10 protein-coding genes, 2 tRNA genes and 1 pseudogene are annotated in these 14,207 nt (G+C 30.5%); 4 read left to right on the plus strand and 9 right to left on the minus strand.

Annotated elements, in window-relative coordinates; genetic code table 11:
* Positions 1-18: 18 nt before the first annotated feature.
* From ABXT72_RS05705 to ABXT72_RS05725, 5 genes are all read right to left on the minus strand, one after another.
* Positions 19-95 (minus strand) — tRNA-Ile (locus tag ABXT72_RS05705).
* Positions 96-161: 66 nt separating this feature from the next.
* Positions 162-236, minus strand: a tRNA-Val gene (locus ABXT72_RS05710).
* Positions 237-244: 8 nt separating this feature from the next.
* Complete coding sequence (gene rpoD, locus ABXT72_RS05715) at positions 245-2,068, minus strand: RNA polymerase sigma factor RpoD (RefSeq protein ID WP_415277998.1); 1,824 nt, start codon at positions 2,066-2,068, stop codon at positions 245-247.
* Between the two features lie 66 nt (positions 2,069-2,134).
* Complete coding sequence (gene dnaG / locus ABXT72_RS05720) at positions 2,135-3,910, minus strand: DNA primase (protein ID WP_415277999.1); 1,776 nt, start codon at positions 3,908-3,910, stop codon at positions 2,135-2,137.
* Positions 3,910-4,371, minus strand: a complete 462-nt coding sequence (locus ABXT72_RS05725) for a GatB/YqeY domain-containing protein (protein ID WP_415278000.1) — start codon at positions 4,369-4,371, stop codon at positions 3,910-3,912. Before ABXT72_RS05725 ends, dnaG begins: the two co-directional genes overlap by 1 nt.
* Before the next feature lie 128 nt (positions 4,372-4,499).
* Here ABXT72_RS05725 and carA point away from each other — a divergent pair, with 128 nt between their 5' ends.
* Entirely contained in the window at positions 4,500-5,696 is a 1,197-nt protein-coding gene (gene carA, locus ABXT72_RS05730) for a glutamine-hydrolyzing carbamoyl-phosphate synthase small subunit (protein WP_415278001.1), read from the plus strand.
* A pseudogene (gene carB / locus ABXT72_RS05735) lies at positions 5,674-8,897 on the plus strand (carbamoyl-phosphate synthase large subunit). Before carA ends, carB begins: the two are co-directional and overlap by 23 nt.
* Here carB and ABXT72_RS05740 read toward each other — a convergent pair.
* From ABXT72_RS05740 to ABXT72_RS05750, 3 genes are all read right to left on the minus strand, one after another.
* A complete protein-coding gene (locus ABXT72_RS05740) occupies positions 8,894-9,949 on the minus strand; it encodes a D-alanine--D-alanine ligase (protein ID WP_415278002.1) in 1,056 nt (351 codons plus the stop codon). The pseudogene carB and the gene ABXT72_RS05740 sit on opposite strands and share 4 nt — an antisense overlap.
* Before the next feature lie 177 nt (positions 9,950-10,126).
* Positions 10,127-10,789 (minus strand): hypothetical protein, encoded by a 663-nt coding sequence (locus tag ABXT72_RS05745; protein ID WP_415278003.1) that lies wholly within the window; start codon positions 10,787-10,789, stop codon positions 10,127-10,129.
* Complete coding sequence (locus tag ABXT72_RS05750; RefSeq protein WP_415278004.1) at positions 10,789-11,733, minus strand: mitochondrial fission ELM1 family protein; 945 nt, start codon at positions 11,731-11,733, stop codon at positions 10,789-10,791. The genes ABXT72_RS05745 and ABXT72_RS05750 overlap by 1 nt, the downstream gene beginning before the upstream one ends.
* A gap of 21 nt (positions 11,734-11,754) precedes the next feature.
* Here ABXT72_RS05750 and trxB point away from each other — a divergent pair, with 21 nt between their 5' ends.
* Entirely contained in the window at positions 11,755-12,699 is a 945-nt protein-coding gene (gene trxB, locus ABXT72_RS05755) for a thioredoxin-disulfide reductase (RefSeq protein ID WP_415278005.1), read from the plus strand.
* A gap of 1 nt (position 12,700) precedes the next feature.
* Here the strand turns inward: trxB and ABXT72_RS05760 are convergent, their stop codons facing one another.
* Positions 12,701-13,078 carry a winged helix-turn-helix transcriptional regulator gene (locus ABXT72_RS05760; RefSeq protein ID WP_415278006.1) on the minus strand — a complete coding sequence of 126 codons (378 nt, stop codon included), beginning with the start codon at positions 13,076-13,078 and terminating at the stop codon, positions 12,701-12,703.
* A 106-nt stretch (positions 13,079-13,184) separates the two neighbouring features.
* Here ABXT72_RS05760 and ABXT72_RS05765 point away from each other — a divergent pair, with 106 nt between their 5' ends.
* Positions 13,185-14,204, plus strand: a complete 1,020-nt coding sequence (locus ABXT72_RS05765; protein ID WP_415278007.1) for an NAD-dependent epimerase/dehydratase family protein — start codon at positions 13,185-13,187, stop codon at positions 14,202-14,204.
* The last annotated feature ends 3 nt before the right edge of the window (positions 14,205-14,207 follow it).

Genomic DNA, 14,207 nt, shown 5'->3' on the forward strand with positions numbered 1-14,207 from the left:
TAAACAGAAAATAATTTTTGGTGGGCCCACCAGGACTCGAACCTGGGACCAATACATTATGAGTGTACTGCTCTAACCAACTGAGCTACAGGCCCTAAAAATTAAACTTTAATTATATTATAATGTAACCGATGTCTAGCATAGCTAAAAGATAATGAAAATGGTGGGACTGGTTGGTTACGCTCCAACTACCCCTGCAATGTCAATGCAGTACTCTACTATTGAGCTACAGTCCCTTTGAATTTTAACTTTCTAAAAAGCTTTTTAACTGTTTGGATCTGCTTGGGTGTTTTAATTTTCTTAAAGCTTTAGCTTCTATCTGTCTAATACGTTCTCTTGTTACAGAAAACTGAAGACCTACTTCTTCAAGAGTATGGTCTGTATTCATTCCAACACCAAACCTCATTCTAAGAACTCTTTCTTCTCTTGGTGTTAAAGTTGATAAAATCTTAGTCGTAGCTTCGCTTAAATTTGACTTAATTGCTTGTTCTAAAGGTGCTAATGCTTTTGTGTCTTCAATAAAATCACCTAAACTACTATCTTCTTCATCACCCACTGGTTTTTCAAGAGATACCGGTTCTTTTGATATTTTTAAAACTTTTCTAACTTTGTCTAAAGGCATTCTTAATTTTTGCGCTAGTTCTTCAGGTGTAGCCTCTCTACCAAACTCACTTAGGATTAATCTTTGGGTTCTTACAATTTTATTAATAGTTTCAATCATGTGAACTGGAATTCTTATTGTACGAGCTTGGTCAGCAATAGATCTAGTTATTGCTTGTCTGATCCACCATGTAGCATATGTTGAAAACTTATAACCTCTTCTGTATTCAAATTTATCTACAGCTTTCATAAGACCAATGTTTCCTTCTTGAATAAGGTCTAAAAATTGAAGTCCTCTATTTGTATATTTTTTTGCAATTGAAATTACCAATCTTAAATTGGCTTCAACCATTTCTTTTTTTGCAATTCTAGATTCTTTTTCACCTTTTTGAACTCGGCTAACTATTTTTTTATAATCAGTGACTGAAATTCCAAGTTTATGACTAATCTCAATCAATCTCTCTCTTATGTTTTTAAATTCATCTTTATTTTTAGAAAAAAACTGTTTCCACATGGGGTTAGTATCCAGGAACTTTTTAAGATTTGGATTAATTTCATTGCCTATATAAAACTTAATAAATTCATTTCTTGGAATTTTTTGGTCCATTGCTAACCTCAAAAGATTTCCTTCTAGCGAAACAATTTTTTTATTTTCCACATAGTGCTTTTGAACCAATTCCTCTGTTACAGAAGGTGACAACTGTAATGATTTAATATTTTCTAAAATATCACTTACAATTTTATCATGTCCTTTTTCTTTAGCAGTTGAGAAGCTTACTGCGTTCAAAATACCATCAAGTTTTTCTTTTTGATACTTGATTAATTTTGCATATTCTTTTGTTAAAGTATTTACAGTTTTTAAAACTTTTGGTTTGATTTCAGTTTCCATTGCTGCAAGCGTTGGATTAAACTCGTCATCATCTCCATTATTTTCATCGTTTTTGTCAGTTTCACCAGAATTTCTTTGTTTAGCACTCGGACCTGTATTTTCGTCTTCCATGTAGTTAGTATCAATATCAATAATTTCTCTAACTAAAATTTCATCACTCTGAAGTTTTTCATCCCACTCTACAAATTGTTGTGCTGTAATTGGGCTTTGTGCTAATGCGATAAGCATTACATCTTTCCCAGCTTCTATTCTTTTGGCAATTGCGATTTCACCTTCACGAGATAAAAGCTCAACTCCACCCATCTCTCTTAAATACATTCTTATAGGGTCATCACTTTTTTCAATAGTCTTACCCTCTTCTTTGGATGAATTTTCTTTTTTTCTTAAAACTTTGAAATCAGATTTTTTTTCCACTAGTGCCACATTCTCATCAAGAATGTGCATGAAAGCTTGTTCTAAATTTTCGTCTGAAAGATTTCTTTTACCTAATGATTTATTTAACTCATCAAAGGTTATAAATCCTCTATGGGTTCCACGACCCATAAGTCTAGCAAATGATTTTGTAATTATTCTTTCCACAATAGTATATTTGAAATGACTTATATAAGCGCAATTTGAGAAAAATCCACGTATTTTTTGAAGGATTTAATTGATGTTTTTTTGTTTTTTTAGCTCTCTTATTTCATTAAAAGTGCTTTCGCTTAAATCTTTAGAGAATTTTGATTCAAGCTCTTCAATCCTAAACTCTAAATCGTAGTTTTTAAGGTCTCTAGAGACTTCTTCTAATAATTCAAACATTTTTTTCTGATCATTTTGATGATGATTAAGAATATGTTTTATCGAAGCAAATTTAAAAATTTTTTCAGTTAATTGAGGATCAATAGGAATTTGATCTAAGGTAAGTTTTTCTCCACTCTTTAGTTTAGTTATCAAAGTTTCAAGAATTAATTTATTTTCTTCACTAAATAGGTTTATATTTTCAATCATGTGAATATTTTCTTGAAATAAATCTAAATTATTCATTATTAAATAAAGCAATGAAAACTCTTTAAGCTCAACACCACTCAATAATTTGCTTTCGTTAAAGTGTTTTTGAGTAGACTGTAATGATTTAACTTTTTTAGTATAAAATTGTTTTTTTCCTATATTGCTATGTGGAGTTAAAGATGAAATTTTCTCCAAAAAAAACTCTAGTACATATTTTTTTATAAAATCATCTTTTATGGTCGCTGCAATAGCTCTTAATTTTTTTTCAAAAATAGCCATTGATGAAGGGTTGTTATCAGTTTGTTGTTTATAATGATTAAATATAAACTGGTGAATTGAGATTTTTGCCTGTTTAGTAAAGTCAATAAAGTTTGCTTTACCATTTTTATTTGCATAACTATCAGGATCTTCACCATCCGGTAAAAAAAGAAACGAAATTTGTTTTTCTGGTTGTAGTTCTTTAATTGAATTTTCTGCTGCTCTAAGCGCTGCTTTGTATCCACTTTCATCACCATCAAAACAGATAATTATATCTTCAAAGAATTGGTTAAGCATTAAAATTTGTCTATCCGTTAAAGAGGTTCCAAGATTTGCTACAACATTCTCAATTCCATTTTTACTCAAACCAACTACATCCATATATCCTTCAACTAAATATACATGATCTATTTTATTTGATAATCTTCTAGCTAAATCCAGATTATATAAATTAGAACCTTTTTTAAAAAAAGGTGTTTCAGGGGAATTAATATATTTTGCTGAATAACTATTTTCTTGGATAGTTCTTCCTCCCAATCCAATTGGTTGACCTGAAATATTATTAATTGGAAATATTATTCTATCTCTAAATCTTTCAACGTATTTATTCTTTTTTTCATCTAAATAAAAAAGACCACTTTCAACTAAAACTTTCTCACTAAATTCATCTTTTAATTTTTCATAAAAATTAGAGTTTCTTTCAACAAATCCAATCTTAAAATTTTTGACTTCATCTTTACTAAGGTTCCTTTTCTTTAAATAATCTCTCACAATAGTTAAACTTTCATTTTTTAAAATTTCATCATGATAAAATTGAACATATTGATTGTAGATTGAGCAATATTCTTGCCAATTTTTTTCACGCTCTTCATCTTGTTTTGAGAATGTATAAGGCCTCATACCTGCAAGATTTGCTAATGACTTTACTGCTTCTCCAAATTTCAAATTTTGAGTTTTCATTATAAAATCAAAAATATTCCCATGTTCTGATGTTGCAAAACAATGATAAAATTCTTTTTCATCGTTAACTGTAAACGAAGGTGTTTTTTCAGTTTTAAAGGGTGATAAACCTACAAATTCTTTGCCTCTTTTTTTTAGACTGACAGACTTTGATACAACTGTCGAAACCTTTAAACGAGTTTTAATCTCGTCTAAATACTCTTTTGGGTATTTCATTATTTATTCAATAGTTCTTTGAGTAAGGGTCCGGCTTTAGCAAAATCTAGATTGTCAGGGTATGACTTTTTCAGTTCACTCATCACTTTACCCATGTCTTTAATTGATGCGGCACCCAATTTACTTATTGTGTCAATGCATATCTTTTTAGTTTCTTCATCGTTTAACTGCTGTGGTAAAAAACTAGATAAAAGATCAAATTCATTTTGCTCAACTTCTAGCAAATCCATCCTGTCATTTTTTTTATAGATATCTATTGATTCGGTTCTTTGCTTGATCATTTTCTTTAAAAGTTTTTTAATGTCCTCATCGTCTGTTTCTTTTATGTCGGAGCCAGATCTATTGATAATATCAATATCTTTTATTCCAGATAAAATTAACCTGTAGGTTGAGATTTCAACCTTATTTTTTGATTTTAGAGAATTTTTATAGTTAGTTTCAATTTTTTCTTTCAATGTCATAATATTTTTTAATCTACTGCAAAGTGAAAATTCTTCAAAAGAAAAATTGTTTTTTTATAATTTTATAATACATCTCTGTTGCGATAATTAAGGTTTTATTGTATTAACCTTTAACTCATGAGTTGTAATTGATCAAAAAAGCAAAAAAAATTAGCTCTAGCAAAATCTCACAGATTCACACAGGCGTTTTAGTTCTTGAAAATAAAACTATCTTTAAAGGAGTTGGTATTGGCTATCAAGGAACTGCCACAGGCGAAGTATGTTTCAATACTTCTCTAACCGGATATCAAGAAATTATTTCAGATCCCTCTTATGCTGGGCAAATTATCAATTTTACTTTTCCACACATTGGTAACGTTGGAACTAATAAAGAAGATTTAGAGTCTGATAAAGTTTGGACCAAAGGTGTAATTTTTAACTCTGAAATAACAAGTCCTTCTAATTATAGATCTTTAGTTAATTTAGACATGTGGTTAAAAAAAAATAAAATTGTTGGGATCACTGGTTTGGATACAAGAGGTTTAACCAACTATATTAGAGATAATGGAGCACCTAAAGGAACTATTTCTTTTTCTAATAAAGGCAATTTCAATATTAGTAAATTAACAAATATTACAACCAAATGGAGTGGGTTAAATAATTTAGATTTAGCAGAACAAGTGACTACTAAAAAAAATTATATTTGGTCAGGTTTTAAAACTTGGAAAAAAGAAACTGGTTACTTAAAAAATAAAAAAAACACATTACATGTTGTTGCAATTGATTATGGAATTAAGAAAAATATCCTAAGATATTTCTCAGATCTTAATTGTAAAGTAACAGTGGTTTCATGCAAAACGAGTGCAAAAGACATCCTTAAATTAAAGCCAAATGGGATCTTTTTATCCAATGGTCCTGGTGACCCTGCAGCAACTGGAAAATATGCAATTGAAATCATTAAAGAATTAATCAAAAATAATTTACCTATTTTTGGTATTTGTCTTGGTCATCAAGTTCTAGCCTTAGCGCTTGGTGCAAAAACTAAAAAAATGAAACTAGGTCATAGAGGTGCTAATCATCCAGTTAAAAACTTAGTTAAAGACAATGTTGAGATTACAAGTCAAAATCATGGCTTTGAAATTGTAAGAGCAACATTACCAAAAAATATTGAAGTAACTCACAAGTCTTTATTTGATAATTGCATTGAAGGAATCAGATTAAAGAATAAACCTGTTTTTTCTGTTCAATATCACCCTGAATCAAACCCAGGACCACAAGATAGTGTTTACTTATTTGAAGAATTTATTAACAACATAAAAAAAAATGCCAAAAAGAAAAGATCTTAAAACTATATTAGTCGTTGGTGCTGGACCTATTATCATAGGTCAAGCCTGTGAGTTTGACTACTCAGGAACACAAGCCTGCAAGGCCCTTAAAGATGAAGGTTATAAAGTTATTTTAATCAACTCTAACCCAGCAACTATCATGACGGACCCTGGTGTTGCAGATAAAACTTATATTGAGCCTATAACTTTAGAGGTATTAGAAAAAATTATAAAAAAAGAGAAACCAGACGCAATTTTACCAACAATGGGTGGCCAAACTGCTTTGAATTTAGCAATGGAAGCGGAGAAAAAAGGAATTCTTAAAAAATACAAGATTGAGTTAATCGGTGCAAATTCTAAGGCGATCTCTAATGCAGAGGATAGAAAAAAATTCAGAAAAAATATGCTGGATATTGGTTTGGACTTACCAAAATCTAAAGTGGTAAATCATATTAAGGATGCAGCAAAAGCTTTAAGACAAATTGGATTACCTGCAATAATTAGACCTGCATTTACTTTGGGTGGTTTGGGTGGAGGAATTGCCAAAACTGAAAAAGAATATCTAAAAATAGTTAAAGATGGTTTACACGAATCCCCTGTTAGCCAAATTTTAATTGAAGAATGCCTTGAGGGTTGGAAAGAATTTGAAATGGAAGTTGTTAGAGACAAAAAAGATAACTGTATCATTATTTGTTCTATTGAAAACATTGACCCAATGGGAATTCATACGGGAGATTCCATTACAGTTGCACCCGCTCTAACACTTACGGATAAAGAGTACCAAGTTATGAGAAATGCCTCAATTGCTTGTCTTAGAAAAATTGGAGTAGAAACAGGTGGTTCAAATGTTCAATTTGCAATCAATCCTAAAGATGGCAGAATGGTTATCATTGAAATGAACCCAAGAGTTTCTAGGTCTTCTGCTCTTGCTTCTAAAGCAACAGGGTTTCCAATTGCAAAAGTTGCAGCAAAACTAGCTGTTGGCTACACACTTGATGAGTTAAAAAATGAAATTACCAAAACAACACCTGCCTCCTTTGAGCCTAGTATTGATTATGTGGTAACCAAAATACCAAGGTTTACCTTTGAAAAATTCTCTACTTCTGAGGCAATTCTTGGAACTTCAATGAAATCAGTTGGTGAAGCGATGGCAATTGGTAGAAACTTTAAAGAATCTCTGCAAAAAGCCTTGGTTTCTCTTGAAATTGGCTTTTCAGGCTTAGATCGAATTTTTCCACTTAACAAAAAAGAAATAGAGAAAGAATTGAAAAAAAATATTCCAAACAGAATATTATTAGTTGCTGAAGCGTTTAGAAAAAAAATGAATATTAAAAGAATTCACCAGCTTTGCAAAATAGACCCTTGGTTCTTAGAGCAAATAAAAGAAATTGTTGATGAGGAAAATAAAATTCAAAAAAAAGGTCTCCCTAAAGACTACAATGAATTTAATAGAATTAAATCAATAGGTTTTTCTGATAAAAAATTATCTGAAATTACCAAAATTCCTGAAAACCTTGTTAGAAAAAAAAGAACTGCTTTAAAAGTGTTACCAGTTTACAAAAAAGTAGATACTTGTGCTGCTGAGTTTAAATCTTTCACACCTTATATGTATTCAACATACCAAAGAAATTTTGCTTTGAACTCAGAGTGTGAAGCAGAACCTTCTTCGAGAAAAAAAATCATAATTTTAGGAGGTGGACCAAATCGTATAGGTCAAGGTATTGAGTTTGACTACTGTTGTTGCCAAGCAAGTTATGCTCTTAAAGATAGTGGTTTTGAAACTATAATGATTAACTGTAATCCTGAAACAGTTTCAACAGACTACGATACAAGTGATAGGCTTTATTTTGAACCTCTTAAAGAAGAGTATGTTTATAATATTATTAAAAAAGAACAGCAAAAAGGAAACCTTGTAGGGATTATTGCTCAGTTTGGTGGACAAACTCCTATAAGACTTGCTAAATTTTTACATGATAACAAGCTTCCAATTCTAGGTACCCAATATACATCAATAGATTTAGCTGAAGATAGAGATAGATTTCGAAAATTACTTGATAAATTAAGATTAAAACAAGCAGAAAGTGGTATTGCCAAAACTTACAAACAAGCAATTCAAATTGCTGAAAAAATTGGTCTGCCTTTAATGGTAAGACCTTCTTATGTATTAGGTGGAAGAGCAATGGAAATTGTTCATGAGAAAAGCCAATTAAAAAACTTTGTAGAAGAAGCATTTAAAGCTGCAGAGGATAATCCAATATTAATAGATAAGTTTATTAGTCACGCTATGGAAGTAGATGTTGATGCATATCCGATGGGAAAGAAGTATTTGTTGCTGGTATCATGCAACATATTGAAGAAGCGGGTATTCACTCTGGGGATTCTGCATGTAGTTTGCCTCCAATATCTATTAAACCAAAGCTGATAACTGAAATAGAAGTTCAAACAAAAAAATTGGCTTTAGCTTTGAATGTTAAAGGTTTTATGAATATTCAATTTGCCATTAAAAATGATGAAATTTATGTAATTGAAGTAAATCCAAGAGCAAGCAGAACAGTTCCTTTTGTATCTAAAGCCAAAGGATTGCCTCTTGCAAAAATTGCCTCAAGAGTAATGACTGGTGAAAAATTATCTAAATTTAATTTAAAAGGTAAAAATAAAAACTTGTTTGCAGTTAAAGAAGCTGTATTTCCTTTCAATAAATTCCCAAATAGTGACCTATTGTTAGGGCCTGAGATGAAATCAACAGGTGAGGTTATGGGATTTGATAAAGATTTTGGTATGGCTTATGCAAAAAGCCAAATTGCTGCTTCAAACTCTTTGCCCACTAAAGGTTTAGCATTTATCTCTCTCAAAGATGGTCATAAAGATGAAGGTGTTGATCTAGCAAAACAATTAATAAAATTAAATTTTACTTTATGTGCTACGGGTGGAACTGCAAATTACATTCGTAAACATGGAATAAAGTGCAAAACAATAAACAAGGTTAGTGGAGGATCACCTCACATTGTTGATGTACTAAATTCTAAAAAAATTGCCTTAGTTATTAATACGGGTGGCGGAAATAGCGAGCATCGTCTGCATGATGCAATGGCTCTAAGAAGAGCAACACTAGGTAACAAAGTTCCTTATTGTACGAACATGTCTACTGCTCAAGCTTGCTTGATGGGGATTAGATCTTTAAAAACAAAAGAGATTACAATAACTGCGCTTCAAGATATTTAATGTGAAGACAGGCCAGTATTTGCAATACTAAAAATCATATCTTCATAACTCATATCAAGGTTTAGCACACACGATCTATAGAAATAACCTTTTCGAAGACCTGGCATTAAATTTGCTTCTATAAAATGAGGAACACCTAAGTGATCCATTTTAATATCTATTCTACCTAAAGATTTTCCACCTAAAGCTTTAAAAGAATCTTTTGCTAATTTAGAAAGTTTTTCAAAAACTATAACATCAGAAACAATAATTACACTCTCTTCATCATTTTTTTTAACATTAAAATCAAGAATACAATGACCATCCATATTTTCTTTTACAATAATTTCAATTGGCATAGCTCTTAAAGTTCCATCAATGCTATCTTCAAAAATACCCACACTATATTCTTTTCCTGCTAAATATGTTTCAACTAAAGAAGGTGAGTTTTGTTTTATTTTAATATCTAATACTTTTGATGTAAAATCTTCAAAATTAAATACAATTGAATTTTTATCTACACCTCTACTGTCTCCACCAGTTACTGGTTTTATAAAAAGGGGAAATTTTATTGGTATTGAAGATTCTTTTAAGTATTCACCAGGGTTTGTTATAAAAAAATCTGCAGTTCTAATATTATTTTTTTGCATAATCTTCTTTGCTCTATTTTTATCACTTTCATTATCAAGGGCTGCTTTACTTGAGGCGATATATGGAATTTCAAACATCTCTAAATAATCATTTAGCCATATTTTTCTATTATTAAAAAAGAAATACTTAACACCAGAGAATACTAAATCAGGCTTTCTTTTAACCAGGGCTTCAAGATCTTCTTCTGAATTAATTTCAGTAATTAAAACATTTTTATATCGTTTAGATAAAATCCTTAGAACATTTTTTTCTTCTATAATGATTCCAACGTTATCTTGATGAGAATTTACTTCACCCAAATTAGGGACTACGACTATTTCTATAGTCTTACTAATTTTTATTGGAATAATATTATTTTTTTTTAAAGGTAAAATATTACCTATTTCTGGTATTTCTTGTTTAGCTATGTCTTTTATAATCATAATAAATCCAACACATAACCCACACAAAAAAGCATGAATGATGAGCTATTCTAATAAAGTTGTTTTCTAAAAAATTATTGCCTAAGTAATGAAGTGTAAAATTATCTGGCAATATCTAAAAAAACTAAGTGTACGCCCTATCGATGGTGATAGATACAAGTCTCTACAAATTTAATACTACTTAACTTTCCAATCTGTCGGAAAAGAGACGTAATTAACTTGTAAACAGCGTCTTTCTTTAACTATTTTCTTTTTTTCCATACCATGCCAAGTGTTTGGGCCACTTGTAAACATATATCCGTAGTTATTTTTGTAAGGAACTGTTTTAACCTTTTTTAATTTTTCATTATAAAAATCTGTTCCAAGCTCTTCAGATTCATTGGTATTATTAACAAATATTAACCCTGACATTAGTTTTTCTTTAATATCACAATGAGGCTTCAACCAGAAACCCTCTCGATCACAAATAACCTCAAGTCTAACATATGAATTTGATAAATCTCTATTGATCATTTTTGAGATAGTTTCATGAACTTCTTTGGATTGTAGTTCATTAATAAATTTTACTAGGTTTGGAAATTGTTTTTCATTTTCTTTTGATACAAAACATCTAAATTTTATTGCCTCTCCACCTGAAGCTATCCCCTCTCTAAACTCAGCAGTACCTCCATCTATTGCTCTGGTTCCATCATAATCTAAATTATGTTTAGTTACGTCTGGGATATCTGCAGTAGTAATTTCTTTTATTGCTCCATCACTAAGTGCATCATCATACTCCCAGTGATCAAAAGGAAATTTATATTTTTTAGATTTGTTTTGAATTGAACTTAAAAATGACATCAAGAATTTATTTTTTGTTTAATAATATTTGCTACTCTATTAGTTTCATCAAGTTTTGGATAGGACCAATTTTCAACCTCTTCTCCTAAATTTCTAGTTATGTTTAATTCTCTAAATAAATTTCTAAATCTTCGAAATCTTTTGTCATTTTTTTTAGGCAAAATACTAGCTATATAGATTGGTTTACCAGTCAAGGCTGCTTCTGAAATCATTGAACTAGAGTCACATGTAACTATAATATTTTCAGAAATTGCTAAGGCTGATAGGTAGGCTTTTTTATCAACATCCATTATTATTGTATGATTTTCACCAAAAAATTCTTTTGCATAATGAATAGTATTTAATGGTGTTCTCATTGAAGGAATTACCACAAGTTGGAAGTCATGTTTTTTTAACAATTTATATAATGCTGTAAAAATATGTTTCATATTTTTAGTTGAATAATCATAATACTTGGTGGGACCACCCATTATTAAGGTCCAAATTTTTCTTTCGTCTTTTTTAATAAATGAATTTAGATAATCTTTATTTTCACTTATCTCATTTTCTGTAAGATAATGAATTGCTCCTTTTGTAGTAATGACATTCGACCCTTCTATTGCGTCATGTTCTGGAGCTACAATAAAATCAAAATGAGTTAAATCTACTTTTGGATCTTGAATATGGATATTAAATACTTTTTTATTTGATGTTTTTTTTAAATAAATTGATGGAATAACACTTTTTCGTCCACAGGAGATAATCACATCAAAATCATCATGATCAATTTTTTTAAACACGGTTTGTGAAACAGGGCTAAGATTTGGTGGAATTAATTTCCATAAATGATTTAGTTCAACCTTATGGTGTGTAAAATCTATATCCAAAGCTTTAGCCAAACCCTCTACTTGACTAATCATGCCATGCATACCCTCAGTCAATAATATCCCTTTTAATTTTGTCATTTATCCTTATATAACTTCTGCATGAGTGAAAATCCAATTAAACACACAAAAGTGTTAATAATAGGGTCAGGTCCAGCTGGCTATACAGCAGCTGTGTATGCTGCCCGAGCAATGCTAAGCCCTGTTTTAGTATACGGCTCTGAACCTGGTGGACAATTAACTACAACAACAGATGTAGAAAACTATCCTGGATTTTCAGATGTAATTCAAGGTCCATGGTTAATGGATCAAATGCGAGACCAAGCAAAAGCAGTTGGTACAGAAATGATAGAAGATCATATCGGATCAGTAAATTTAAAATCTACACCTTTTGAAGCTATTGGTGATAGTGGACAAAAATATACTGCAGATAGTATAATTATTTCAACAGGTGCTCAGGCAAGATGGTTAAATATAGAATCAGAACAAGCATATAGAGGCTTTGGTGTTTCAGCGTGTGCAACATGTGATGGTTTTTTCTTTAAAGAAAAAGTTGTGGCAGTTGTTGGTGGTGGAAATGCAGCTGTAGAAGAGGCAATGTTTCTTACAAAATTTGCATCGAAGGTAAAATTAATTCATAGACGAGATACTTTAAGAGCAGAAAAATTACTTCAAAAAAAATTAATGGCAAATAAAAAAATTGAAATAATTTGGGATAGTGCTGTTGAAGAGGTTATTGGGGATAGCGAACCTAAAAATGTTACAGCGATTAAAGTTAAAAATCTTAAAACAAATAAAATTGAAGAAATGAAAATAGATGGTTTATTTATTGCAATTGGTCATGATCCAGCAACGGCTCTTTTTAAAGATCAATTAGATATGGATAAAGAAGGTTATTTATTAACTAAACCGGATTTAACAGAAACTAATATCCCTGGAGTTTATGCTGCAGGTGATGTTAAAGACAAGACTTTCAGACAAGCAGTTACAGCTGCTGGTATGGGCTGTATGGCTGCACTTGAAGCTGAAAAATTCTTATCTCGCTAACTTAAATACTCACTATTTTAGAAATTTCTTTTTTTCTACCTAGGCTCCATTTTTTTAAAGCAGATATTATTGGTATTGCTGAATTTCCAAATTCACTTAATTTATATTCTACGTTTTGAGATTTATTAATAATTTTAACAACCAAACCATCTTTTCTCATTTCATCAAGTTTTCTTGCCAAAACTTGGGAGCTGATATTAGTTACTATTTTTTTAAGCACATTAAATCTTATTTTCTTATTTTCATAGATTCTTGCAATAATAAAAATTTTCCATTTCCCACCTAATAATTCCATAACGTTTGAAAAAGGACATGATTGTTTTTGATTAATTTTTTCCACATATCTTTTGTAAACTAATAACAAAAAATGACCAGTCATGATTTAAGTAACTTTGAAGTGACTAGTAAGCTTATAATTAGTTGATAAAAGATTATTCATGTCCATATGTATCAAAATAAAAATTTAATTAAAAAGGAACAACAAAATGACAAATAAAGTATTATTAACTGGAATAAGTGGCTGGATTGCAAAACATATAGCAATTGAATTATTAAATTCTGGATATGAAGTTTTAGGAACTGTTAGAAGCCAAAACTCATTAGATAAAACAAAGAAAACTCTAAGCGAATATGTTTCAACAGATAAATTATCATTTGTTGAATTGGACTTATTAAAAGATGATGGTTGGGTTGAGGCTGCTAAAGATTGTAAATATATTATACACACTGCGTCTCCCTACCCTATGAAAAGTTCAAGAAATAGAGAAGCTTTAGTTCCAGCTGCTAAAGGTGGGGCGTTAAGAGTTTTAAATGCTGGTATAGAAGCTAATGTTGAAAAAATAATTCTTACTTCATCAATAGTAGCTATGTTTAAAAAACCTAACAGAACAAACCCATATAATTTTGGGGAAAGTGATTGGTCGGATACTGATTGGAGTGGATCAAATGACTATACCACATCAAAGACAAAAGCTGAACAAGCAGCATGGGAATTAATGGAAAGCAAAGGATTAAAAGACAAATTAACTGTAATTAATCCAGGAGGAGTTTTTGGTGATGCTTTAGATAAAAAAACAAATACCTCAACTAGCTATGTTGAACTTTTCCTTAAAGGAAAATATCCTATGGCTCCAAATTTTGGAATATTAATTTCTGATGTTAAAGATGTAGCAAGAGCGCATGTTATATCTATAAAAAATCCTAAGGTTAATGGAAGACGTTTAATTATTGGTTCAGAAGTAAAAAAAATGCTCGAAGTTTCTAAAATTATGGCTGAAGCATTTCCAAAGTATGCAAAAAAACTTCCAAAAAAAGAAATGCCAAATTTTATGGTTAAATTGATCAGTTACTTAGATTCTTCTGTAAAGATTATGTTGCCTGATCTTGGCATTTTAATGCAGACTGATACTTCATATTCTGAAGATTTATTGGGTATGAAATTTAAACCTGCAAAAGATAGCATTATAGATGCTGGGAACTCAGTAATTAGACTTGGATTAGTTTAAAAA

Source organism: Candidatus Pelagibacter sp. Uisw_094 (assembly GCF_047729535.1).
Taxonomy (GTDB): Bacteria; Pseudomonadota; Alphaproteobacteria; order Pelagibacterales; family Pelagibacteraceae; genus Pelagibacter.